The sequence below is a fragment of the Devosia sp. MC521 genome, from assembly GCF_014127105.1.
In the GTDB taxonomy this organism is placed as follows: Bacteria; Pseudomonadota; Alphaproteobacteria; order Rhizobiales; family Devosiaceae; genus Devosia.
In genome coordinates, this window is record NZ_CP059902.1 from 1,900,724 (window position 1) to 1,924,253 (window position 23,530).

Consider the following 23,530-nt stretch of genomic DNA (forward strand, 5'->3'; position numbering starts at 1 on the left):
AACCACCAGCAACGAGGCCCCTCCCATGAACGATCAAGACCACCCTAACCTGGTCACATCAGGAAAAAGCCAGCGGGTAGTGGTCGAAGGTTATGCCTTCTTGATCAATATCCATCGGCTCGAAACGGACGATACCTGGACCCTCGAGGTCGTGGACCACCACAACGACAGCCACGTCTGGGACAATCAGTTCCAGACCGACAGCGAGGCGCTTGACGCTGCCTTGAACGCACTGAACAGCGAGGGAGCCGGCGCCTTTATGCGCGGCAACAACGTCGTGCAGTTCCCGCGACCCTGAACCTAAGTGGCCGCAGAACACCGCTTACCTCTGTTCTGTCGGTTAGCTTGATGCTTCGCCCAGATGGCTGGCACAACGGCGAATAGACATATCCGGTACGCGCCTGGAGTAGGCATATGCCCCTCACCGGAATGTCGCTCTCCGAATGAGGCATCACCGACAACTGAAAATGTCCCTCACCGCAATAGACCTCTTCTACCGATTGATGCGTCTCCTCTCCCCACTTCAAGGCCGGGAATTTGAAGGTACAAAATCCCGAACAGCCAAGATATCGGTGTCCCTCCGAGCCGGCCTGCTACTTGCTAAACCGGGTTGCGCACAATGTATCTCCCGAGGTCGTTCAAAGCTGCCAACTCGGCCTGCTCTGACGCCCACTTCGCAAAATTGGTCATGGTCCCCCTGTGAACATGGTATCGCACGTGCTTGCCGTCACGCGTGGTTTCGAGCACCCCTGCATCGACTAGCAGCTTGAAGTGATGCGACATAGTCGATGCCGATTTTTCGCTTTTTCAGGTCAGAAGACGATAATCCGACCGCCTGCTGAACCTTTCGAAAAATATCGAAGCGTGTAGAATCGCCAAGCGCCGTAAGGACTTTTAGGGCTTCGTCATCGGTCGATTCGAAATCCTTCGACGCTTTTTCCGTTTTATCGCCCAGGTGCCATTAACCATTCTTAACGGTTTGCGATGACGGCCGGGATCGCTTGATGCATCCTGCTTTCAGGACTCCGCCCGGATTCCCGGTTGTCATCAAGGCAGCCGCCAGAGTTGCGTCAACAACTCCAGCGGCCTGACCAGACGACCTTACCTGCGCAAACAGGAGTGGCCGAATGGCTATGCTCATCTATCGCGGCGATTGGATTCGCTGCAACTCCCTCCCTGATATTTTCGATGACGGTAACAGCTGGCTTGCTCCTCGCAGCAACTCGGCGCGCGCTAAGCGCTAGCCCCCGCTTCCGTCGATCATGCTGCTGACCCTCGCGAGCCCTGCGCTCGCATGAACCCGGCTGCGTGGTCCGTCCCAAAACTCTGCCTGCTTGCCGTCCGCACCCTCGGACCGGCTTGCGCTGGAGTCTGTCGAAAATGTCCAAATCTGCAAAAAATGCGCTGCCACCGGCAACGCCACCTCTTGAGTTTGACGATCCTGCCGATCTTGGCGATGGCCCCAATCCCGTGGAACGCCTGCTCAATGACGCAGAGCTCGACACGCTCAACCGCACAGCAGTGGGGCGTCCTCGCATGCTTTGGGGATCGGATACGGCTTTTGTCCGTCTCAGTCCTGAACCGGACCCGTCCGCATATAGCGGAAAGCGCAGCGATCGCGGGCCCGATTTTCGCGCCATCGAGATCGCCCGCGCGCTGAGTGACCCTCTGGCTCTCAAAGGCCCGGCAAAGGCTCACGCCATCGACGAGCTGGTCGCAACCGTCTTCGAGGCGGCTCCAAATTTTGCCCGGCCGCTCGAAGCGATCCGGCAGAGTGCGCAGTCCATGGTGCGCCGGGGCGCACCCCACTTCCAGTTCAAGCCGATCCTGATCGAAGCACCACCTGGGTGTGGCAAGACTACGATGGCGATGCGCCTGGCTGCGGCCAGTGGGCTGCCGGCGCTTTATCTCGACGCCACCGCCATGACCACCGGCACGCCGATCGTCAGTGCAGACAGCGTCTGGAGCCATGCCCGGCCTTCCGAAGTTGTGCAGTTCCTGGCGAACGAGCAGGTGGCCAATCCAATCATCATCGTCGACGAGTTCGACAAGCTGCAAAACCTCTCGGCGCACGCCCGGTCCGATGCCACCGAGATCATGCTGCCGCTTTTGCAGCGCGACACCGCGGCCGCGCACGTCGACCATTTCCTGCAATCCAGAGTCGATCTCAGCTTCATCAACTGGATTCTGCTCTGCAATGACCTCAATCGCATCGCCAGGCCCGTCCGCGATCGCTGCACCGTCATTCGTCTCAATGCGCCGGACGTCGATGAGATTGCCGAAATCGCCCGGCGCGAAGTGCAGCGCCGCGGCCTGCCCGACGAGCTTGTCGCGCCGCTGATCCGCGCCGTCCGCACGGGCCGCCTCACCTCGCTTCGCAAACTCCACAAAGCCCTGGACCGCGCCGATGCGGCAGCGACCCGCCCTCTTCTCAACTGATTTCTTGATAAAACGCAAAAAAGGACGCAGACCATGAACAAGACCATCCAGCTTCGCGCCATCGAAACCGTCACCGACACCACGATGCCTCCGGGCCAGCAGGTCCGTCTGGCCCGAAATATCCTCGATCCTCTGACAGAAGTTGGGCTTAGCGAACTCCGGGCCGATGTGCGCACGGCTTATGTCGCCGGTCATCCGCGCTTTCGGTGCCCCGGCTGCAACGAGCCTTTGTTTGTTGCCCAGAATCCGGCATCCGCGAACACCCCGCGTGACGGCCGGGGTGCGCACTTCAAGCATCATGCCAACGTGGATGCCCCACCCTGCCGGAAACGCACCGCTGCAAATCTGCACGACATCGGTGCAGTCAAGTTCCCCGGGCTGGGCGAAGGCGCTGACCATTCCAATCTCAAGCACATGCTAGCCTTCTGCTTGTCGCAGGATCCCAACGTCACGGACATTGAGGTCGAACGCCAGATCAGGGCGCTCGACGGCTCCTGGCGCCAGCCTGACGTGAGCTTCGTGCTCGACGGCCAGGCCGTGGCGGTCGACGTGCAACTGGCGGCCGCGTCCCTCGCGACCATTCTCGAGCGGGGCACCTTTTACGCGGCCAACAAAATCCGTCACATCTGGGTTACGGATACCGCTGACCTCGACCGCCTGAGTCAGCTGGCCTTCCGCGACAGTTACCTCAATATGGGTGGCCGAATCTTTGCTCTCGACGCCGACGTCGTCGCCGCCTGCGTCGAGCAGAGCAGGTTCCAGCTCTGGGAACTGAGCATCATGCCCAGGCTTGCCCCGCCCCTGCCCCTGCACAACGTCTGGGAACGCGACGTGGTTGACCAGGAGACCATCCTCATGGATCCGGCAGCGCGCAAGGCGGAAGGGCAAAAGCGCTATCGCCGGTCTTTGGCCAGCCAGGTCGGCCAGCATTTTGGCCCTCAGCGGGCATCCATGCGCGCGGCTCTTGCCGAGGGCAAGCCGCTCGAATGGATGCGGCCGGAATGGACAACGATCGCGCGTCAGATCAAGGGCCGAGATATCGACACCGCGATCACTCAGGGCGTTGGTGCGGTTCTGGCTTGGTTGTATGCGGCGGAAGCCTATGCATCCTGCGCCGAACCCACGGCACGCCCCGTGGCCCTCGCCGCAATGCATCAGGCGACCGCAACCGTGCTGACCATTCGTAACGCCAAGGACTGGGCGCCGCTGGTGGAAACCGTGTGCACGATGTCGCCTCCGGTTCAGGCTGCGCTTACCCCCGATCACCGCGACCAGCTCAACACGTTGCTCACGACCGCCGAGCCCACAACATCGGTCATTCGCAACCACGCCCAGATGCTATCGGTGCTGTTTCCCTGGGTCGCCTTCAAGCTGCTGGTCAAGGCGCCAAAGTTCGGCCCCTCGATCAACCGCCGCAACTCTCACTAAAAGAGAAGAGAAGCAGCCCGGGACATTCCGATGTCGCAGGCTGCTGGCATCTGTTTACTCCGCTCGACAAGCTCGGGGTAAACAGATGCCAAAGAGGCCGCCAAAGGCGGCCTTCTCCGGGACAATAAGAAAGAAAAGAGAAGAAAGAGAAAGGGGGCGCCCGCGCGCGTCCTTGAGAAAGAGGCATACCAGCACAGAGGTTGACGCCAGATCAGGCCGCCTACCCTTCCCCCAACCAGCTCCATCGGAGCTGGTCTACGCCGAAGGCGATGAGCGGCCTGATCTGGGGTCAAGGCCAGCTCAAGGCTCCAGTTTCCAATGCATGCGCAGCATAGCGATAGCAGACCCCCTATCCCGTCCAAGCACTAGCTGGACGGGTCCATCCCTGCGGGCATTTGAAAGTGGAAGAGCTGGCCGTACTTCTGAGCGACACACGGTAAGGAAATACTCTTTCCAATCCAACGAGCAGAAAAAGACCATGTTATAACAAAGACTTCGCTTCAATTTGTGAAAAATCCACAAGGGCGAGAATCGCAAGTCTAAAATTGTGTCAGGAAGGCAATTTCTCGATGTTTCTACAGACTTTTCTGCAGGAGGGTCCTTGCTCGGGAAAAAAGAGCAAGTCCACCAGTGCATACCACCCTACAACTTCGCGACGTCGAGAAGACGAATTCTTTAACTACCTACCCCAAGGCAACTTGAAGCCATGGGGATCCGATTTCACGTTCAGCCCAGATGCGTGCCGCCGGCCAAGGCCGCGCACCGGATCGGCGTGACCGAGATGCGCTTTAAAGAGGTTTATGCAGAGCTACTTAAGTACGGCTTTCCGCTGCCCGACCCTGTGACAGGCAACTTCGATTTGGATGCCATTGATCGCTACATCGCGAAGCGAAACCCAAAGCTAATGGGGGAACAAGACGACGGAGAAGCGATCACGGACGAGGCAGAAATGCTTCGACGAATTAAGAAGCTGAGATGAAGCATGGGACGCGGCACGCCACGGCACTACAAGCTAAAACGAAATAATCGCGCGTTCTGGGAACCGACCGCGACTATGAAAGCGCATGGCTTTGTGTCGGTTCCTCTCGGCCCGCACGGACCGGACGCCTTTAGAACTGCTGAGGAGTGGAACCAGCGCTGGGATGATACCCGGACCGGCAAGCACCCATCGCCAGCTGCAAGTCGCGAACAGAATCTATCGCCGGAGCGGGCAGAAGAACTCACGGTCTATCCCTCCGGGAGCCTGGGCGAGGCATTCAAGGGTTTCCGCGGAACCGACGAATGGGCCAAAAAGGCTCCAAGAACACGCGAGGACTGGTGGCGTGCATGGAAGCAAATCAAGCCTGTCTTCGGCGATGTACGCCCCAGCCGTGTCACGCTTGTGACTATCAGCGCCTTTAGGTCCATGGTCGAGCGCAAAGTAAGCCTTCGAGAGGCTCATCGCGTAATCAAGATATGGCGTGCGCTATGGAAGGTTGCGGCCGCTATGGGCTACTGCGTCCGTGACGCTGATCCATCCATGGGCGTGCGTAACGACGCTGCAAAAGGCCGAAAGGAGACTTGGCAAGAGGGTGAGGCTGTTCGTCTGGCGAAGAGGGCATGGCGCATGGGCTTCTTTGGCCTTTCCGCCGTAATAGCTGCTGCCTGGGACACACAACTCAACCCTGGCGATATTCGTCTGCTGACAGCTTCTCAGCTAGCAACGGCTGGTCACGGAGAACTCTTCTTCACTGAGCGTGGGAAGACCGGCAAGCCCGTTGGAGGAGCTTTGAGCATCCGGTCAGTCTTCGTGCTTCAGTCATACCTAACCCAGCTAGGCGTGGAGCTCCACGGCGATGCGCCGGTCTTTCGGAATCGTTCGGGCCAGCCCTATAGCAAAGACACGTTGGGTGATGATTTCCGCGATGTTCGCCGCGCTGAATTTGGAAAAGAAGAACGTCGAACGCTTGGCCACGACTTCCGGCGCTCAGGAGCTGGCGAGGCCATTGTCGGTGGCGGAACAGCCGAGGCTCTGTCCCACGCTATGGGGAACACGCTGAGCGCATCTAACACGCTGTTCGCTACGTACGTTCCAGTAAACGCAGAGACGATCCGTTCCGTCTCCGGGGCCCGCAGGCGCGGCAGGGCCAAACTGCGGTAAGGAACGGACCACGATCAAAAGTGGGAACACGTCAGACGAAAAAGTGGGAACACGCTGCAGTCGCTAAAGGCGACAGTCAAAAAACGCAACGATTTCTATGAGAAAAAGTGGCGCGAGAGACGGGGCTCGAACCCGCGACCTCCGGCGTGACAGGCCGGCGCTCTAACCAACTGAGCTACTCCCGCAGCGCTTGGAGAACATCAGTTCCGCGCAACGTGGGCTCTGTATAGGGGGGTGATTTGCCCCTGTAAAGCGGGCCCAAGAAAATTCTCAAAGCTTTTCAACATCTGTGGCGCCGATGGGCATATCGTGGGCACTTGGCTGGCACTTTTGGGCGCCGTGAACGGCTTGGCCGAGGCCTTCTCGATGGCAGCGCCCGGCAGGAAACAAAAATGGCGCCGTCCGGTGGAGACGCCACACATTTTCTATGCAGCATCGGAATCGCTGAACGTGAATCAGATCACCGCCCTGCCCGTTGCGACGAGAATGACGCTGACAAGATTCTAGAACCGAGTTGAGCAGAGACCAAAAAACAAAAAACCGCCGAGGCGGTTTTGTTTGGTCGTTCAGGAGAAGTGAATGGTGGGCGATGACGGACTCGAACCGCCGACATTCTCGGTGTAAACGAGACGCTCTACCAACTGAGCTAATCGCCCGTGCCATTATCACGGAGTGCTTTTTCTAACGCTGACTTGGTGGTCAGAGCACTGGCACCAAGTAAAGAAGACCACTCTTCTTCGCCGCTGGTGAGCGGCAATGGTGGGCGATGACGGACTCGAACCGCCGACATTCTCGGTGTAAACGAGACGCTCTACCAACTGAGCTAATCGCCCGTGCCATTATCACGGAGTGCCTTTTCTAACGCTGACTTGGTGGTCAGAGCACTGGCGCCGCTTGCAGAACCGTTGTTCTTCAGCGACGAGCCACTGAATATGCGGACACGGGTTTCAGGTCAACACCCGAAAAAGTTCTCCACATAACAAAAAGGCCCCGGCTGTGAAGCGCGGGGCCAAATGCCGAGAGGCGAAGTCGCAATCAAGCGTTGATCGCGTCCTTCAGGCCCTTACCGGGCTTGAACTTGGCCTGGTTCGAGGCCGGAATCTGAATTTCAGCACCCGTTGCAGGGTTACGGCCGGTCGAAGCCTTACGCTGCGAAACGGCAAAGGTGCCGAAACCAACCAGACGAACTTCGTCGCCGGCCTTCAGGGCTTCGGTGATAGCTTCGAACACTGCGTCAACCGCTTCGGCGGCCTGTGCCTTGGTGATCGTTGCCTTGTCGGCGACAACGCCAACCAGATCGTTTTTGTTCATAGCGTTTCCTCACAGTGAATGCTCGCCGCCACAAGCGGCTCTTGATGCCTGATAGCTAGTCGCGATCACTCGCAAATCCAGACTATCCGGCCGATCAGTGCCCCGACGGTAGTAGCAGTTAATGGACCGGAAATATGGCTCTCGCAAGCCCCATAACCCCGAAAAGCCCGGTTTCCGGGGGAATATGGTCCCATTTCCACGCCGACATCGGTTTTGACCGACTTGCTCGCACCAAATGAATTCGCAGAATTACCAAGGAGATAGGATGCATGGAACGCAGTCCATCCGAGCGACGATTGCCAGTCATGCAGTCAAAAGCAGCCTCGATTTTACGGGCAATTTTTGAAAACAAAATCCATTGAGTCCCTTGGATTTTGGCAGTTTTCGCAGACTCAGCAACACTATTGGAGCAAGGCCAAGACGAGGCCGATGATTCTTGGATTTGAGCCCTATTCCAAAGCCTCAACTGCCGTCTTGGTGCTCGATAGGCTTACTCTTGATTGTCAGCATCAGCGGCAAGGCTGCGAGATAGATCACCATGGCAACCAGCCAGATTCCGCCCGGCCAAGTTCCACGGATGGAATGATAGATATTGCTGAACAGCAATGGCCCAAAGACCGCCGCCAAGCTGACCACGCTCGCCAACACGCCCTGGAGCTGTCCTTGGAGTTCAGAGCTGACTTGGCGGGTTGTCAGAGACTGTAGCGCGGGCATGCCAATGCCACCCAGTGCAAAGATCGGCGCCATAATAAAGAGGGCCGCTCCATGGGTGGCAAAAGCGAGAGTGAGCATCGCGCCAATTTCAAACGCCATGCCGACAACCAAGGCCCAGCGCTCGCCGAGCTTGGCGACTGCGGGACCGGTGACGAAGGCCTGCGCCAAGGCGTGGAAGAGCCCGAATGCCCCAAGGGACAGACCAATCAGCATGCCGTTAAACGCGTAGACGTCTTCAGAGAAGATGGCCCAGGTTGAGCCATAGACCGTGCCGACCAGATTCATAATCAGATAGATGGCGATCAGGGGCAGCAGGGCTTTGAAAGCAAAGGCCCATGCCAATGGCTTGAACGGATTGAGCGTATCCAAGGTAAAGCGCGTATCACGCTGGCCTTTGCGCGACTCGGGCAGGACGAAGAGTGCCATCGCGAAATTGACAGTGTTGAGCAGCGCTGCCAGCAAAAACGGCGAGCGCAGCCAGATATCGCCTAGGATGCCGCCAACCACAGGTCCGATGATAAACCCGATGCCGAACATAGCATGGAACAGACCAAAGCGCCTAGCGCGCTCCTCTTCGGTGGAAATGTCGGTGATATAGGCTGTGGCCACGGCCATGTTTGCGCTGGTGATCCCAGCGATGGCGCGACCGAGCACGAGCAACCACAGCTCTGGTGCAAAGGCCATCACCACATAATCAATCGCCGCGCCAGCAAGCGAGATCAGCAGCACCGGACGGCGCCCAAATCTATCACTCAGCACGCCCAAAATCGGTGAGAACAAGAACTGGCACGCTGAGTAAAGCGCCAGCATTACGCCCAATATTGTTGAGATATCAGAAGTATGCCCAACTTCACGCAGCAACGCTGGGAGAATGGGAAAGATGAGCCCAATCCCAATGGCGTCCAGCATGACTGTTAGCAAGATAACGAGAAGCGCTTTGTTCATCAGAAAGCTCCAGCTCTAGCGTCACCACTCAAACTGGAGTTAATGCAGCGCCAGATTTCTATGAGCTTCACAATTTCTGATCAAGCGGCTCCGCGCCCCTCAACTCTTCACTTTCTCAGCCAGGGCCTGAACCACATTGGGGATGAACCCCGGGAGATCTTCGCTGATCATGCCGGTGCCGCCAAAGGCACTTCCCGCAGCGCCGTGAATCCATGCGCCCGCGGCGGCGGCATCGAACCCGTTCATGCCTTGCGCCATCAGGCCCGCTATGATGCCAGCCAAAACATCACCTGAGCCCGCTGTCCCCAGCCACGCAGGCGCGTTGTCGTTGACGACGATTTTGCCATCGGGCTCGGCGATGAATGTGTTTGCGCCTTTCAGCACCACAACCGCACCCGAGACGCACGCTGCCTGATGTGCGCGCATGGCCTTGGACGCATCTTTCGCGTCAAACAGCCGTGCGAACTCTCCTTCATGCGGCGTCATAACGACATGCCCAGACGGTCTTGCCTTTATGGCTGCAAACAGAGTGTCGGGGTCTGATGCGAAAACGGTCAGCGCATCGGCATCCAGAACGATATTGGCCTTGGATTTTAAGCCCGCCAACACCCGCTCCCGAGTACCCTCGCCTACCCCAGCTGCCGGCCCAATCACCAAGGCGTTGATCCGCTCGTCTGCGAGCACCGTGGCAAAGTCTGCGGGAGTTTCAGCGACGTGCAACATAATTGCCGTGACATGGGCGGCGTGCACCCTCAGTGCCGCTTCGCTGCCGACCAATGTGACCAAGCCCGCCCCGGCGCGGAATGCACCATAGGCTGAAAGGCGCGAGGCTCCTGTTTGCAGTGGACTGCCGCTGAGGACGAGGACATGCCCACGGGTAAACTTGTGACCCTCTGAATCAATCTGCGGCAGTTGCCACAACGCCGGACTGTTCTGAACGGACTGAACATCAGCAGCGACGGAAGGCATAGAGTGTGCCAAGTGCGTTCTTCCCTATCATGCGGTCTGGTGCGTCGTGATGAGCACGGAACCCTACCAGCTTGGCAGTTTTACGCGGTCCTGTCCGTTCATTTCCCGCCGAGGGTCAGCACGAAGCGGAACTGAACCGTTCCGTCCCACCACATCGGGAAATTCGTGCCCCATTTATTGTTATAGAGATTGAACCGAAGGCCATGACTGAAATCAGGAATTTCCGGCTGGAAGGGAATGAAGTCGCTGCCTGCGGGGCAAACCAGTGCGCTATCAATGGGCTCAATTGTCAGATCGATCTGATCGAGCGTCGTGCGCGCCGCCTCGATGGCCTGCAATTGACCGCCACCGGCGCGAACAATATGCGCACTGTCCTTCCACGATGCCATTTTGCGCAGTGACCATGCCGCCGCGCCCGCAGGGGTGAACGCGAAAAATCCGGCTTCGGGTATGCGATTGGCCGGCTTTTCTCGCAGTGTCAGGGAGACCTCGACCGCCTTATGCGATATGCGCCGAATGGCGATGTCGTGACGCGCCGGGATGCCGACATGCGCTGCCTCATCCCGCGAAATGGCAGCAATGGCGACCTGCGCATTGGCATCGACACCGATATGAGTGGGCGCGAACGACGCGGTGCGCGCGGTTTTGGCATTCTGCAGACCCGGCTTGTCATGGTCGAGGATGGCCCATTCCTGCCGATGTTGAAGATAGCTATCGAGGTGCCTTTGTAGTTCAGCCCAATCATAGGTTTCGTGGCGGTAGCCAAAGAGCGCGCCTTGGCTGCCTGCGATCTCAATGCCCTCCGGCGACACCAGACGAGCAATGTCGCCCGTCGACGGATCAAGATCGGCCACCCAGCCGCCGTCGCTGATTTGATTGCCGGCCCGTGGCGCACGCTGTGCGATCGGAACCAGTTCGGCGAGCGCCTGCGAGGCTGCGGCGCGATCTTCGGCAGACAAGGCCGCGAGCGCATCCTGCATATAGTCGCGCTGTTCCTGCCAAGATTGCTCGGCATATTGGAATCGATAGTCAGTTTTGCGGGCGTGTTCGAACTGGGCCTGATCAAAGGCCTGGTCGTCGCGCAGATAGGTTTTGATATCCACGCCCCAAGTGTGTTCAGCCACCATGGCGAGCCGACGCGCGAACGTCTCGCGCCCCTCCGTCGACTGATCCAAATTCTCGTAAAATCTCTCTAGTGCTTTGTACTGGCTTAATTTTATCGGATCAGTTGCCGCGCCATGAATCCAGCTGTCGCCGATTTCTTTGTCGATAATTGGGAAGTCTTCGCGCCGATCCCACATCGCCTGGCCGAACGCATCAAGTGTAGAGGCTTTGATCAACGCCCCCGGATTCGCATGATGGAGCTCGCGCAGGGCCTCGACGGTCTGCCCGACGCTCTGCGGCCCGATATTGTCATTGGTGTGCGCAAAGCTGAGGCCCAAGTCCGGACCTGCGGGAAAGTCCGTAGCGCCATAGGAATTCTGATACATGACGACAATCTCGCTGCCGTCTTCGGCCCGCCAGCGGAAAATTGGCGGCACGTCTGGGACTGGGCTCGCGGTATTGACCCCAAGATGGAGGAAGCGAAGCCCTGCTTCGGCCATGAGTGGTACCATGCCCAGCGTGTGACCCGGCACGTCCGTCATTTTTGCGGCAATTGTCGTTTTGCCAAAACGCTTGTCGAGCTCGCGCGAAAAACTCAATGCCGCGCGGAACATTTTTGGGCTCATCAGTTCAGTATGCGAGGTAAATGGCAAGCCATGCCAAGCGATGAGGCCCTTCCTGATCGCGTCTTCTAGCCGTGCGACTTTTTCTGCGCTTTGGGTCTGGAGGTGATCCCAAATCAGCCAAGCGCCAGTGGTCCAGATGAATTTGGGGTTGGCAGGATCTTCGGCATAAAAATGCGCGCCGGTTGCGATCGCCTGCGGGATAAATTGCTCATGATACTGCTGGCGCACGCGCTTGGCGTGATCGGTGAAGCCAATGTCCAGATGGGTCTTGAAGATCAGATGGATCTGCTGCTCAGATGTTTGCGTCATGAAAATGCCCAGCTCAGCCCACCGTGCCACGCACGACGAGACGGGTGTTTAATGTTTCTTCTAAACTTGGCGCGTCCGGCGCATTGAGCCGCCGCAAAATCAGGCGAACGAGGCAGCGCACGCGCTCATCGAGGTCAAACTTGACCGTCGTGAGGTTGAAGCTTTTCCAGTGTGACTGGGCGATGTCGTCGAAGCCAACGACCTTCACATCCTCAGGGACGCGCAGGTTCAACTCGTGGCGCAAAGCGTCTAGAACGCCAAAGGCGCCGACGTCATTGGCCGCAAAAATTGCATCAGCACCCTGCCCGATGCGGAACAGATCGACAGTCGAGCGATAAGCGGTGTCGTAGGTGAAATCGCCTGGAATAATCTGCGGCTCGCCCATTCCGCGCTCACGCATAACGCGCCGGAGGGTCCGTTCGCGAGACACGTTAGCGCGCGACTTGCTCAGCCCAGAAAGATAGGCAATCCGCTTCGCCCCAAACCCCTGAAGCAGCGCTACGGCTTGATCAATGCCATTGTGCTGGAAGACGTTCAGGCGGTCGTACAATGGCTCGGCAACCGGCGTATCGTCTTCATTTTCAAAAGGGTAGTTGACGTAGATCGGCACCGCACGACCGAGGAAGCGCACGAGGGTTTTCGGCTTCACATTCTCGACGAAGGCGATCACCGAGTCTGGGTTGAAGCCGCGCATATAGGCGAGCAACTGCTCATCCATGGAGTAGTCAGTTCGGGTCTTAAACAGGAGCGTGGCAAAACCCTCGTTCTGGAGCGCCGTCGTCAAAGCGTCGATCTCTTGAGATTCCCAATGACTGCACACGTCTGGAACGATCACGCCAACAAGGTGCGAGCGGCCGCTCACCAGCGCTCGCGCTGCGCGATCGGGGGTGTAGTCCAGCTCTTTGGCGATCCGGAGGATGAGCTCGCGCTTTTCCGGCTTCAGCGAGGTGTGCGGATTGAACGCCCGTGAAACAGCCACCCGCGAGACGTTAGCCTTCGCAGCGACCATTTCGGCCGTCGCCCTACCCCGTCCCGGCTCGCCCGCAATACTCACAGACACACTCCACACAGATGAAATCGTGTTCATTTAAGAACAGAACCCAAGCGGAACTGTCAATGCAGACTATCGCGGGACCAAGTTCTCCACACCCCAAAGACGCGACAATGCAATGAAAACAGGGCTTTTCAGCAAGTGATCCGGCATCACAAAAGTTAACACGACCATGCCTGCCATTGACGAGCAGTGAAAACGTGTTCAATCTGACAGTGTCCGCAAGCCAAGGGAGGCGCGGGCCAACAGCGGCTACCGGAGAATCCGGAGCCACTACATGGGAGGAATCTGCGATGAGCAATCGCATACGCGCACTTGCGCTCGGCCTCGTCTCTGCCACCGCTATGGCAGTGCCGGCATTCGCCGTTGATCTAGAAATCACCTGCCGCTGCGTCATCGGCGGCGTTAATAGCGCCACCGCGCAATGGATCGAAGAGAGCGTTATTCCTGGCTTCACGGCTGCCAATCCGGGCATCAATGTGACGCTGAACCAGTTTGGTGGCGAAGACGCCCAGCTCACCCAGCAGCTAGCTCTCGACTTCTCGACCGGCGCAGGCCCAGACATCTCGGGCTTCGACGGCTTCCTGATCCCCTCATTTGCTGAAGGCGGCCTCCTAAAATCTCTCGATGAGCTGATTGGCGAAGATTACGCCAATTGGGAAGGCTGGGACCACATTTCGCCCGGCATTCGCTCCATCCTCTCCTATGGCGGCGAAACCTATGGCGTCGGCCTTGGGACTGACGTGCGCATGGTCTTTGTCCGCAAAGACCTTTTCGACAAGGCTGGCATCGACACCGCGACGTGGAACCCCACCTCTTGGGCCGATCTGATCGACGCTGCCAAGAAGCTCAAGGAAGCCGGTGTCGAAGCCCCACTGCAGCTGAACGCTGGTGTGGCCATGGGCGAAGCGACCACCATGCAGGGCTATTGGATGGCACTGCTGGGCACGGGCGAAGGCGTCACCAATGACGACGGCAAGTTCATCGTTGGCTCCCAAGCCATTCTCGACACGCTCAACCTCTACAAGACCATCTATGTTGATGACGGCCTAGGCGATCAGCGCGCGCAGCTTCTGGCAGACGGTCGCAACCGCACCTTTGCCAATTTCCGCGATGGCAAGACCGCCATGCTGGTGGAAGGCGACTGGTTCTATCGCTCTGTCACCGCGCCCGGTGCAGAGTTCGAAGTCAAAGACCGCGACAACGTCATGACTTGGAAGAAGATGCCCGCTCAAGAACCGGGTAAGGGCATTCGCGGACAAGATGCTGTCTCGATCTCCGGTGGTACGGGCTATGTGATCAACCCGAATACCGACAGCCCGAAGGAAGCCTGGCAGTTCTTGTCGTTCATGATGAGCCAAGAACAGATGACGGCGTTCCAAGGGTTCTCACCGGGCATTCGCTCGCGTGATGACGTGGCGATCCCGGACAATGCGTTCTTGACGGAAACCAGCCAGGCCCTGCTGCCAATCACCACCGCGCGTCCGAACAATGCGCACTACAACGCAGTCAGCCAAGAAATCCAGCGCATGACCGAAGCCGTGGTTTCGGGTGAACTATCGCCTGAAGATGCAATGGCTCAGTACCGCTCGGCAGTCATCGCCATTGTTGGCGAAGAGAACACTGTCTCCACGCTTTAGAACTCCCTAGTGCCCGGCGTCTTTCCTCGACGCCGGGCACACCAGCACATTTCACACTCCTCGCCTTGCCCCTAGGCGTTTTTATCCGTGCCTCGATCCATCGATGGCGGCCGTTTCTTGCCGTCCGCGCGAGGTATTTTACTTAGCCTCACTCACCTGAGTAGGACCTAAATGACCACCGACGTCAGCGCATCACCACCTAAATCGAAGGGCAAAAACTTCGCCCTACTTTCCAATAGAACCGGAGCGGCATTTTTCGTCCCGGCGGGCCTTTTGGTGTCGGTCTTCGTCATCATCCCGTTTTTTTGGGTGATATTTGTTTCCTTTACCAACCGGACCCTGCTGGGCAAAACCGCCCTCAGTCCAGAGTTCGTTGGCCTTGCCAATTATTTGACGCTGTTCGATCCGGCGTCCTTTTTCCAGCGTGGTCAGTTCGGCTTCTCGCTGATCCTGACCACGCAATTTGTTCTCTGCTCCGCCCTCCTCGGCCAAGCACTGATCGGCCTCATTCTGGCCTGGCTCATCCAGACCGTTCCTCCGGCCGTCAAGCGCATGGTCGAAACCTTTGTCATCGGCGCGTGGATCTTGCCTGAGGTTGTCATCGGCTTTGCTTGGTTTGCCTTTCTCGACTACGACAATGGCACGCTGAACATGATCCTCACGAACCTTGGCCTGCCCAAGGGCGACTTCCTGTTACAGCAGCCATTCTGGGTCATCGTCATCTTCAACACCTGGCGCGGCGCGGCATTCTCGATGATGCTGTTCAACTCGGCTTTTGCCTCTATCCCGCCCAGTTATTTCCAAGCTGCTGACGTTGCGGGTGCAAGTTCGTTCCAGAAATTCCGGGACATTGGCCTCCCGCTGATCAAGGGTCACATCGTCACCGATTTGATCCTGATCACTATGTGGACGTTCAACGTGTTCACGCCGTTCCTGCTGACCAATGGCGGGCTGAGCTACAAGACCGAACTTGTTTCCATCTACAATTACCGCGTTGCCTTCCAAGACTTCCAGTTCGGCAAGGGCGCGGCCGTTGGCGTGATCATGATGCTCATCAACCTTGCCTTTGCGCTGATCTATCTCAGCATCGGCAAGAAAAAGACGCCGAAGACGTGAGGAAAGCCACCATGAAAAACCTTCCGTTCCACGCAGTTCTGAGCCGTATCGCCTTCTCGGGCCTCGCCACGATCATCGGCATTGTCTTTGCTCTGCCGCTGGTCTGGTTCATCTTCTCGCCCTTCAACGCGAGGGCGGAACTGGGTCTCGAAATTCCAGATCCTTGGACGCTCTCGAACTTTTTCACCGTCTTTGGCAATGGCTTTGCCATGCAGGCGCTCTGGAACAGCTTTATTCAGGCCGTCGGTGGCGTGATCCTCGTCGGTTCCGCGGCAACGCTGGCTGCCTATGCGCTGTCGCGCTCCTCGATCCCCGGCAAGGGCGCAGTCACCTATATTCTGCTGCTGTTCTCGTCAGTCGTATCGGGAACCGCAGCCATGGTGCCGATCTTCCTGATCGTTTCGGCCGCTGGATTGATGGACACCCATCTTGCCGTGATCCTCACCTTCGCTGGTGGCCTGCTGCCAACGGCCATGTTCATCCTGCGCGACTTCATCGATGGCATTCCAAAATCCTATGAGGAAAGCGCCATGGTGGCCGGAGCCTCGCCCGTGCAGGCCTTCTTTGACGTGGCTTTGCCAGTCATTCGTCCGGGCATTGTGGTTGTGGTCGTCTGGGCCTTCGTCAACATCTGGGGCTCGTTCCTCATCCCCTTCATTCTGCTGCGTTCGAGCGAGAACATGCCTGCGTCTGTGGCCATCTATTCCTTCTACTCCGAAGCGGGCACGCCGGTCGTGACCCTGTTGGCGGCCTATTCGCTGATCTACTCGCTCCCCGTTATCGCGCTCTACCTCTTCGTCAGCTGGAAGTTCGGCTTCCGGTTCTTCGGCGGCATCAAGGCTTAACTCCCATGGCATCTGTACAATTCAAGAACATCTTCAAGAGCTTTGGCAGCTTCAGCGCGGTCGAAGACGTCAGCTTTGACATTGCCGATGGTGAGTTCGTCTGTCTCTTGGGCCCCTCGGGCTGCGGCAAGACCACATCGCTGCGCATGATCGCAGGACTCGAAACGCCGACCTCCGGCCAGATCTTTATCGACGGCAAAGAGGTGACCCACCTCCACCCGAAAGATCGCAACATCGCCATGGTGTTTCAGGACTATGCGCTCTACCCGCATATGAACCTAGCCGATAACATCGCCTACCCGCTCAAAGTGCGCGGCGAAGCGGTCGAAAAACGCCATGCCCGTGCCAAGGAAGTGGCCGATGTGCTCAAGATCGGTCATTTGATGAACCGCGTCCCGAGCCAGATTTCAGGCGGCCAGCAGCAGCGTACTTCGCTTGCTCGCGCCCTCGTCTATCCAGCCAAGGTTTATCTCTTTGACGAACCGCTCTCCAACCTCGACGCCAAGCTGCGACTTGAAGCGCGTGGCTTCCTCAACCACCTGCAACGCGACATGGGCATCACCGCCGTTTACGTGACACACGATCAGGCCGAAGCCATGGCGCTGGCCTCACGCATAGCTGTGATGGATGCGGGCAAGATCGTGCAGTTCGCCTCGCCCATCGAAATCTATCGTCGCCCAGCCACCACCTTTGTCGCGAACTTCGTCGGCAACCCGCCGATGAACCTTGTCGAAGTCGAAGGCGCGCAGGTCGATGGTCAATTGCGCCTCAAGGCCAGCGATCTCAAAATCGTCGATCTGCCAATGACCGACGCGATTGCCAGTGCCCTCAGCACCAGCCCCAAGCTTACCCTCGGCATCCGCCCTGAGCATCTCCACATCGCCAAGGCCGGTGACGAAAACACTGTGACGGCAAAGCTCTTTGCCAATGAGAACATGGGCCCCGAAAGCCTTGTGACCTTGGATCGCGGCGATAGCGCGCGCATCACTGCGCGCATTTTCATCGATGATCACCTCGAGCTGAGTGACACGGTGAGCCTGAGCTTTGGCGTAGAACACACCCATTTGTTCGACAGCAGCGGCAAGCGTATTCCGGCCGTTGGGGAATAAGATGCTGACGATCACGCACCACATCACCCGCGCCGACCAAGAGCGGAACCCCTATTACTACATCCCCTATGAGGTGCCCGCAGCCACCTCACGCATCGACGTCACTTTGGCTTACGCCAAGGCGGAAGATGCCATTATTGATCTGGGCGCTTTCGACCCACGCGACACGGGCTATCCCACCGCAGCAGGGTTTCGCGGCTGGAGCGGCGGCGCGCGAGACACGTATTTCATCGCTACGGACGATGCGACGCCCGGCTATATTCACGGGACCATCCAACCCGGCACTTGGACTGTCGTTCTCGGGCTCTATAAGGTTCCGCTTGCTGGCCTTGATGTGACTGTAACGATCACACTCGACAGCAGTGCCCGTCCGCACGCACCCCAACCGGCTCGCAGTTTCCCGGTGCGCCAAGGCGCTGGCTGGTATCGTGGCGATCTGCACTGCCACACATTTCATTCTGATGCGCGCGGCGCGCCAGAACTGCTGCATGCTGCGGCCAAGCAGGCGGGGCTCGATTTCCTCGCCATCGCCGACCACAACACCATTACCCAGCGCCGCTATTTCCACCCTCAGTCCTCACCGGAATTGGTGTTCATCCGCGGCATGGAGATCACCACGGCCGTCGGCCATGCCAATGTTTTTGGCGTCGACGAGTGGATCGACTTCCGGATGACCAAGCCAAGCGACGCCCATGTTCTGGCAAAGCTGGTGCATGACAAAGGCGGCCTGCTGTCCATCAATCACGACAAGCCGACAATCCCTTGGGACTATGATTTTCCGGCAGCCGACTGTCAGGAAGTTTGGCAATCCACCTGGCTGGCGTGGAATTGGGTCGCCCTCGAAAAGTACCAGAAGCGCCTCGCCTCCGGGCTAAAACTCTCGGCCATTGGCGGCTCGGATTTCCACCAGCCGGATCGTTTGATGCCGGAAGGCCCGCTGGTTTTGGCGCGCCCAACGACCGTGTTTTACCTGCCGGAACTCTCAGAAAATGCGGTTCTAGCGGCGATGAAGTCCGGATACGGATATGTTACCGAAAGCCCAACAGGCCCACATCTCGAACTTCGCGCTGGCGACAGCGTCATGGGCGGCACGTGCGATGCCATCTCGGAGATTGAGGTGACCATCCGCGGCGCGGCAGGCGACACTCTCTCGCTCATCGACGCCAGCGGCGAAATCGCTTCCGTCACCATTGAGAGCGACGCGTGGAACGCTACGCTGTCTGTCTCACCCAAGATGTTTATCCGTGCCGAAATCATCGCCAAGGCGAGCCGCGCCGATCTGATCGAGACTTTCAAAGCGGCGCTCGATGGCAAGGAATTGCCTTGGCAACTCAAGGGCACCGACCTTGAGAGCCAGCCCATTCGCCGCGCGCTCTCTAACCCCATTTATCTCGCCCGCTAATTCCGGACCCAATCCATGCTTATCGGCAACGCGCCCTGCTCTTGGGGCATCGCCTATCCAACGGGCAATTCATACACTTGGGCGACCTATCTCGATGAAGTGGCCGCCGCAGGCTATCGCGGCACCGAACTCGGCCCATTTGGCTTTCTACCCAAGGACGCCGATGTCTTGCGCGAAGAATTGGCCAAGCGCGATCTGACACTGATTGGCGCAACCCATGTTCATACGTTTGGCGACGCCAAGTCAGCTCCCCAACTTGTGGCGACTTTGCGTGAGCTGGCACCTCTGCTCAAAACCCTGGGCGCAAAACATCTCGTCATTATGGACGAGAGCAATTCTTATCCGGCGGGCCAGGAAGGCGTGCTGGATGAGGCAGGTTGGCAAGGGCTCGTGGGCATGGTGCGCGATGCTATTGCGGTGGTCGAGGGCGACTATGGCCTAAAACTCAGCTTCCATCCGCACATCGGCACTGCTGTCGAAAAAGAAGCCCAGATTGATCGCCTCTTGGATGAGACCAGTATCGACCTCTGTTTTGATACCGGCCACCACGCCTTTTGGGACCAAGATGCCCTCGCCTATATGGAGCGCCGGTTCGACCGTATCGCCTATATGCATCTCAAGAACGTCGACCCCAAAGTGCGCGCTCGCGTCCTTTCTGGCGAGCTCTCAATAGCGGCGTCTTATGGCGCTGGGGTCATGTGCCCCTTGCCGGATGGAGCCGTAGATATTCAGGCGGTGATGCGCCTGCTGCAAACGCGGGGCTTTACCGGCCCGATCGTCGTGGAACAGGACGTCGCCACCGACGCCAAAGAAACGCCGCTGCAGCTGGCAAGGCGCAACCTGATCTTTATGAACGAGATCAAGTGACGACCATGCCCCGCAACGGCCACGCGACGAGATCAGTGGCCCTTGACGGGGCGCAGCGACTTAGACCAAATCCTCCCCCTCGATAGGGTGGATGCGATGTCCGGCAAAAAGCGTAGCTTTGTGAGTGCTCAGATGGTTGCCGACCGTGCCGGGGTCTCGCGATCAGCCGTATCACGCACATTCACCGACGGCGCCAGCGTATCCGAACCAACGCGTCGGAAAGTTCTCGAGGCAGCGGCAACGCTCGGCTACCACGTCAACCATCTCGCCCGCGGATTGCGCGAAGACAGCAATATTGTCTGTCTTGTGGTCGCGGATATGACCACACCCATCCGCGCGCTGATGGTTGATGAACTGACACGAAAACTCCAAGCGGCCGGTAAGATCACCATGGTGATCAACACCGAGACGGATACTGCAAGCCTGACCAAGGCGCTGCATCAGACGCTGAACTATCGCGCCGACGCCACGGTGGTGTTGTCGGGAACACCCCCATCATCCTTGATTGAAACCTGTCTCAGCAACGGCCAGCAGGTCATCTTGATCAATCGCGACGAGCGGCTGTCCGGCTCGAGCAATCTGGGCGTCGACAACGCCTTTGCGGGGCGCGAGGCGCTGTTCCTGCTCCGCCGTGCCGGCTGCGAACGGATGGGACTGGTGACCTCGACGGCCCGCACGGCCAGCCTTGTCGAACGCGAACGCTTTTTCATAGCGGCAGCAGAGGACGCCGGTCTGGCTGTCACAGCCATTGCCGGCGGGCCAACCAGCTATGCTTCAGGGCAAGACGCTGCCCGCCGCATGTTCGGTCGATCCAACGCACCGGACGGCGTATTCTGCGTCACCGACTTGCTGGCGCTTGGGTTCATGGACGCTGCTCGGCGCGAGTTCGGGCTCGATATTCCGCGCGATCTTTGCGTCGTCGGTTTCGACAATATTGAGCAATCGAGTTGGGATTCGTACCAGCTGACCACTTTTGCACAGCCTCTGGACGAGTTGAGCACCAAAGTGGTGGAATTGCTCGGCGCTGCGACCCCAAGCAGCTCTGCACGCACCGTGATCGAGCCTATTCCCGTGTGGCGCAAGTCGGTCCGCCCCGGCAAAATCTAAGCTCTTTAAAAACAATACCTTAGCTCGCGAGAACTCTTAAACGCTGAAGACACCAGCGATTGCACAGCTGTGCACTAAAGAACTGTCATATGAGCGTTATGAAGCCACAATATCCCTATCCGCACTTCGTAAGCAAATATGCACTTGTGTGCATTGGCTATTAGGTGTTGTCTGTTCTGTGTGAAGAGTGCGCTCTTGGACAGACCCACCATCGAAGAGTGGGCGTCCTTCCGCAATTCACAAGGGAGGAGGCCCATGAGGCGCGTCGTTGAGAGCCGATCTCAACGACTGACCGACATTGATCGGACGCCGCCTCCGCACATCGGCAGTTTTTGCGCAATGACTTCGACAGTCATTTGGGATGGGAGATTTGAATGAAACGTCGTGCATTTATGCTTTCGGTCGCGGGTCTGGCGGCCGGCATTTCGATGTTGCCACAGGTCAGCTTGGCTGCTGAGGGGACCATTGATTGGTACACCAGCTCGGACAGCAATATTCTCGATTTCTGGACCAACACGGTTAAGCCCGCATTTGAAGCGGCGCATCCAGAATACAAGCTGAACCTTGTGGACGCCGGTGACGGCGCGGGCATCATCGCCATTGGTGAGCGCGCGGTAGCCGCTAAGGCGACCAATACTGATCCACAGGCAGACTTCTTTGAATCGGCTGACCCGCTGCTACCAGCTGGTGCAATCGAAGCTGGCATTTTCGTAAACATCAAGGAAGCTGGCCTATCGAACTACGACAAGGTCAATCCTGCCGGCATTCAGTCCGACTATTCCTTGCCTTATCGCGGCAGCCAAGTGCTCTTGGCCTATGATACCACCAAGCTTGACCCAGCCAACGCCCCGAAAACTTGGGATGAGCTAGTCACATGGATCAAGGCAAACCCCGGCCAGTTCGTTTACAACCGTCCTGACAAGGGCGGCTCAGGTGGCAACTTCGTCCGTCGCGCCATTCACCAAGCCAACGGCCTCGACCCATCCAAGTTCACCGTCGATAATTACGACGAGACTTTCGGCAATGAAGCGCTCGGCAATGCGTGGGCTATTCTGTCGGACATCGCACCGTCCCTTTATGACAACGGCGCGTATTCCTCGGGCAACACCCAGTCGATCCAGCTTCTGGCACAGGGCGTTGTGACCATGACCCCGGTTTGGTCGGATCAGATCCTGCAGGCAATCGATCAGGGCGTTCTGCCAGAAACGACCGGCCTCGTGCAGCTACAGGACCTTGCCCTGGTTGGTGGTTTCACGCGCTCCGTCGTACTTGAAACCGGTACCAACCGTGATGCAGCGCTCAAGCTCGCGGACTTCATGCTTTCCGAAGAAATCCAGAGCGCCATTCTGACCGAGCTCGGTGGCTTCCCGGGCGTAAGCTGGGACCATATCTCTCCAGAACTGCGCGAAAAGTTTGCTGACATCATTCCGCAGCAGATCCCAACCTTCCCGGGCGGCGCGTGGGAAGCAGCGATCAATGATGGCTGGTATCGTAACGTCGCTCCAAACGTCGATCGCACCCAGTGACCAACGTCGTGGAAGGGGGAGCACGCCCTCTCATGGAAAAGACCGACAGCAGGAGGCCAACTGGCCTTCTGCTCGTCGCCGTGCCTGTTCTTCTCATGGCTTGGCTGATTATTTGGCCGATCTTTAGCGCGATTGGGCGCACCATCTGGCGCCCTGACGCCAATGGCGAAACCGGATTTACGCTTTCAAGCTATGTGTTCTTTTTCTCAGATCAGTACAGCATCAACAATTTGATGATCACGCTGTGGACGACGGGCGTTTGCGCCCTGTTCCTGCTGCTCATTTGCTTGCCCATCGCCATATACCTGCGCTTCTCAACCGGCAAAATCCCGGCCTATGTGCAGGCCCTCGCGATTTTCCCGATGTTCGTCCCATCGATCATTCTGGCCTACGCGTTCATCCGCGTTTTGGGGCCGAATGGCATGGTCGACATTCTGCTCAATTCGGTTGGTCTTCCCAAAATCCGCACGCCATATCTGACCCCGTGGGGTCCGGTCATCGGCATGGTTTGGGATAATATTCCGCTCACCGTTCTGATCTTGCTTTCCGGCCTTGGCAGCGTTTCCAACCAGTCCATTGAAGCCGCGCGCGATGTTGGGGCCAAGCGCTTGCAAGTGCTTTGGTACATCATTCTGCCACGCATTTCGAATTCGGTCTTGGTCGCGATTTCCTTCGCAGTGCTAGGCATTTTCTCAAGCTTCACCCTGCCCTATTTGCTGGGTCCCGCTTCGCCAGAAATGATGGGCCCGTTCATGAACCGCACCTTCCGCGAAGTGAACGACCCCATCAACGCCATCACGCAGGCAGTCATCACCTTCTGCTTCTGTATCGCCTTCGGGCTGTTCTACGTGCGCTCCGTCGCGCGCAATCAGGGGAAGTGAC

The 23,530-nt window shown here is 58.0% G+C and carries 20 protein-coding genes and 3 tRNA genes; 15 read left to right on the forward strand and 8 right to left on the reverse strand.

Annotated features, from left to right (window positions below; genetic code table 11):
* The first annotated feature begins 25 nt into the window (after nt 1–25).
* The 5 genes from H4N61_RS09030 (at nt 26) to H4N61_RS09050 (ending at nt 6,007) form a co-directional block, all read left to right on the forward strand.
* Nucleotides 26–298 carry a hypothetical protein gene (locus tag H4N61_RS09030; protein WP_169196902.1) on the forward strand — a complete coding sequence of 91 codons (273 nt, stop codon included), beginning with the start codon at nt 26–28 and terminating at the stop codon, nt 296–298.
* 1,082 nt (nt 299–1,380) lie between these two features.
* The gene (locus H4N61_RS09035) at nt 1,381–2,439 is read left to right on the forward strand and encodes an AAA family ATPase (RefSeq protein WP_182393813.1); all 1,059 of its coding nucleotides are present in this window, start codon (nt 1,381–1,383) and stop codon (nt 2,437–2,439) included.
* A 33-nt stretch (nt 2,440–2,472) separates the two neighbouring features.
* The gene (locus H4N61_RS09040) at nt 2,473–3,867 is read left to right on the forward strand and encodes a DUF6035 family protein (protein ID WP_182393814.1); all 1,395 of its coding nucleotides are present in this window, start codon (nt 2,473–2,475) and stop codon (nt 3,865–3,867) included.
* Nucleotides 3,868–4,606: 739 nt separating this feature from the next.
* The gene (locus H4N61_RS09045) at nt 4,607–4,846 is read left to right on the forward strand and encodes a hypothetical protein (protein ID WP_182393815.1); all 240 of its coding nucleotides are present in this window, start codon (nt 4,607–4,609) and stop codon (nt 4,844–4,846) included.
* Between the two features lie 75 nt (nt 4,847–4,921).
* A complete protein-coding gene (locus H4N61_RS09050; RefSeq protein WP_182393816.1) occupies nt 4,922–6,007 on the forward strand; it encodes a hypothetical protein in 1,086 nt (361 codons plus the stop codon).
* A 108-nt stretch (nt 6,008–6,115) separates the two neighbouring features.
* On the opposite strand, the gene H4N61_RS09055 is transcribed toward H4N61_RS09050, so the two are convergent.
* A tRNA-Asp gene (locus tag H4N61_RS09055) sits at nt 6,116–6,192 on the reverse strand.
* Between the two features lie 124 nt (nt 6,193–6,316).
* On the opposite strand from H4N61_RS09055, the gene H4N61_RS09060 reads away from it, so the two are divergent.
* A complete protein-coding gene (locus tag H4N61_RS09060; protein WP_169193721.1) occupies nt 6,317–6,514 on the forward strand; it encodes a hypothetical protein in 198 nt (65 codons plus the stop codon).
* A gap of 73 nt (nt 6,515–6,587) precedes the next feature.
* On the opposite strand, the gene H4N61_RS09065 is transcribed toward H4N61_RS09060, so the two are convergent.
* The 7 genes from H4N61_RS09065 to H4N61_RS09095 all read right to left on the reverse strand — a co-directional run bounded on the left by H4N61_RS09065 (nt 6,588) and on the right by H4N61_RS09095 (nt 13,039).
* A tRNA-Val gene (locus tag H4N61_RS09065) sits at nt 6,588–6,663 on the reverse strand.
* 101 nt (nt 6,664–6,764) lie between these two features.
* Nucleotides 6,765–6,840 (reverse strand) — tRNA-Val (locus tag H4N61_RS09070).
* A gap of 202 nt (nt 6,841–7,042) precedes the next feature.
* Nucleotides 7,043–7,318, reverse strand: a complete 276-nt coding sequence (locus H4N61_RS09075) for an HU family DNA-binding protein (RefSeq protein ID WP_169193720.1) — start codon at nt 7,316–7,318, stop codon at nt 7,043–7,045.
* A gap of 462 nt (nt 7,319–7,780) precedes the next feature.
* Nucleotides 7,781–8,977: a TCR/Tet family MFS transporter gene (locus H4N61_RS09080; protein ID WP_182393817.1), complete on the reverse strand. Its 1,197-nt coding sequence runs from the start codon at nt 8,975–8,977 to the stop codon at nt 7,781–7,783.
* 99 nt (nt 8,978–9,076) lie between these two features.
* Nucleotides 9,077–9,958 carry an NAD(P)H-hydrate dehydratase gene (locus H4N61_RS09085; RefSeq protein ID WP_182393818.1) on the reverse strand — a complete coding sequence of 294 codons (882 nt, stop codon included), beginning with the start codon at nt 9,956–9,958 and terminating at the stop codon, nt 9,077–9,079.
* 86 nt (nt 9,959–10,044) lie between these two features.
* A complete protein-coding gene (locus H4N61_RS09090; protein ID WP_182393819.1) occupies nt 10,045–11,985 on the reverse strand; it encodes a DUF5054 domain-containing protein in 1,941 nt (646 codons plus the stop codon).
* Between the two features lie 13 nt (nt 11,986–11,998).
* Nucleotides 11,999–13,039 carry a LacI family DNA-binding transcriptional regulator gene (locus tag H4N61_RS09095; RefSeq protein ID WP_248306500.1) on the reverse strand — a complete coding sequence of 347 codons (1,041 nt, stop codon included), beginning with the start codon at nt 13,037–13,039 and terminating at the stop codon, nt 11,999–12,001.
* Between the two features lie 290 nt (nt 13,040–13,329).
* Between H4N61_RS09095 and H4N61_RS09100 the strand changes: the two genes are divergently transcribed.
* The 9 genes from H4N61_RS09100 (at nt 13,330) to H4N61_RS09140 (ending at nt 23,529) form a co-directional block, all read left to right on the forward strand.
* Complete coding sequence (locus H4N61_RS09100) at nt 13,330–14,676, forward strand: extracellular solute-binding protein (RefSeq protein ID WP_182393820.1); 1,347 nt, start codon at nt 13,330–13,332, stop codon at nt 14,674–14,676.
* Between the two features lie 171 nt (nt 14,677–14,847).
* Complete coding sequence (locus H4N61_RS09105) at nt 14,848–15,792, forward strand: sugar ABC transporter permease (protein WP_182393821.1); 945 nt, start codon at nt 14,848–14,850, stop codon at nt 15,790–15,792.
* Nucleotides 15,793–15,803: 11 nt separating this feature from the next.
* Complete coding sequence (locus H4N61_RS09110) at nt 15,804–16,637, forward strand: carbohydrate ABC transporter permease (protein ID WP_169193713.1); 834 nt, start codon at nt 15,804–15,806, stop codon at nt 16,635–16,637.
* 5 nt (nt 16,638–16,642) lie between these two features.
* On the forward strand, nt 16,643–17,746 hold the full coding sequence (locus tag H4N61_RS09115) for an ABC transporter ATP-binding protein (RefSeq protein ID WP_182393822.1): 1,104 nt from the start codon (nt 16,643–16,645) through the stop codon (nt 17,744–17,746).
* 1 nt (nt 17,747) lies between these two features.
* Entirely contained in the window at nt 17,748–19,148 is a 1,401-nt protein-coding gene (locus H4N61_RS09120; RefSeq protein ID WP_182393823.1) for a CehA/McbA family metallohydrolase, read from the forward strand.
* A gap of 15 nt (nt 19,149–19,163) precedes the next feature.
* Nucleotides 19,164–20,015, forward strand: coding sequence for a sugar phosphate isomerase/epimerase (locus tag H4N61_RS09125; protein WP_182393824.1), 852 nt, complete (start codon nt 19,164–19,166; stop codon nt 20,013–20,015).
* Nucleotides 20,016–20,111: 96 nt separating this feature from the next.
* A complete protein-coding gene (locus H4N61_RS09130) occupies nt 20,112–21,122 on the forward strand; it encodes a substrate-binding domain-containing protein (protein WP_182393825.1) in 1,011 nt (336 codons plus the stop codon).
* 374 nt (nt 21,123–21,496) lie between these two features.
* A complete protein-coding gene (locus tag H4N61_RS09135; protein WP_182393826.1) occupies nt 21,497–22,648 on the forward strand; it encodes an extracellular solute-binding protein in 1,152 nt (383 codons plus the stop codon).
* 32 nt (nt 22,649–22,680) lie between these two features.
* A complete protein-coding gene (locus H4N61_RS09140; protein WP_169193707.1) occupies nt 22,681–23,529 on the forward strand; it encodes an ABC transporter permease subunit in 849 nt (282 codons plus the stop codon).
* The last annotated feature ends 1 nt before the right edge of the window (nt 23,530 follow it).

Excerpts from the sequence above, each read along its gene's own strand:
- H4N61_RS09030 (WP_169196902.1), top strand. The coding sequence starts at position 26 with ATGAACGATCAAGACCACCCTAACCTGGTCACATCAGGAAAAAGCCAG.
- H4N61_RS09120 (WP_182393823.1), top strand. The coding sequence starts at position 17,748 with ATGCTGACGATCACGCACCACATCACCCGCGCCGACCAAGAGCGGAAC.
- H4N61_RS09090 (WP_182393819.1), bottom strand. The coding sequence starts at position 11,985 with ATGACGCAAACATCTGAGCAGCAGATCCATCTGATCTTCAAGACCCAT.
- H4N61_RS09115 (WP_182393822.1), top strand. The coding sequence starts at position 16,643 with ATGGCATCTGTACAATTCAAGAACATCTTCAAGAGCTTTGGCAGCTTC.
- H4N61_RS09110 (WP_169193713.1), top strand. The coding sequence starts at position 15,804 with ATGAAAAACCTTCCGTTCCACGCAGTTCTGAGCCGTATCGCCTTCTCG.
- H4N61_RS09050 (WP_182393816.1), top strand. The coding sequence starts at position 4,922 with ATGAAAGCGCATGGCTTTGTGTCGGTTCCTCTCGGCCCGCACGGACCG.
- H4N61_RS09040 (WP_182393814.1), top strand. The coding sequence starts at position 2,473 with ATGAACAAGACCATCCAGCTTCGCGCCATCGAAACCGTCACCGACACC.
- H4N61_RS09105 (WP_182393821.1), top strand. The coding sequence starts at position 14,848 with ATGACCACCGACGTCAGCGCATCACCACCTAAATCGAAGGGCAAAAAC.
- H4N61_RS09125 (WP_182393824.1), top strand. The coding sequence starts at position 19,164 with ATGCTTATCGGCAACGCGCCCTGCTCTTGGGGCATCGCCTATCCAACG.
- H4N61_RS09075 (WP_169193720.1), bottom strand. The coding sequence starts at position 7,318 with ATGAACAAAAACGATCTGGTTGGCGTTGTCGCCGACAAGGCAACGATC.
- H4N61_RS09100 (WP_182393820.1), top strand. The coding sequence starts at position 13,330 with ATGAGCAATCGCATACGCGCACTTGCGCTCGGCCTCGTCTCTGCCACC.
- H4N61_RS09130 (WP_182393825.1), top strand. The coding sequence starts at position 20,112 with ATGTCCGGCAAAAAGCGTAGCTTTGTGAGTGCTCAGATGGTTGCCGAC.
- H4N61_RS09080 (WP_182393817.1), bottom strand. The coding sequence starts at position 8,977 with ATGAACAAAGCGCTTCTCGTTATCTTGCTAACAGTCATGCTGGACGCC.
- H4N61_RS09140 (WP_169193707.1), top strand. The coding sequence starts at position 22,681 with ATGGAAAAGACCGACAGCAGGAGGCCAACTGGCCTTCTGCTCGTCGCC.
- H4N61_RS09135 (WP_182393826.1), top strand. The coding sequence starts at position 21,497 with ATGAAACGTCGTGCATTTATGCTTTCGGTCGCGGGTCTGGCGGCCGGC.
- H4N61_RS09035 (WP_182393813.1), top strand. The coding sequence starts at position 1,381 with ATGTCCAAATCTGCAAAAAATGCGCTGCCACCGGCAACGCCACCTCTT.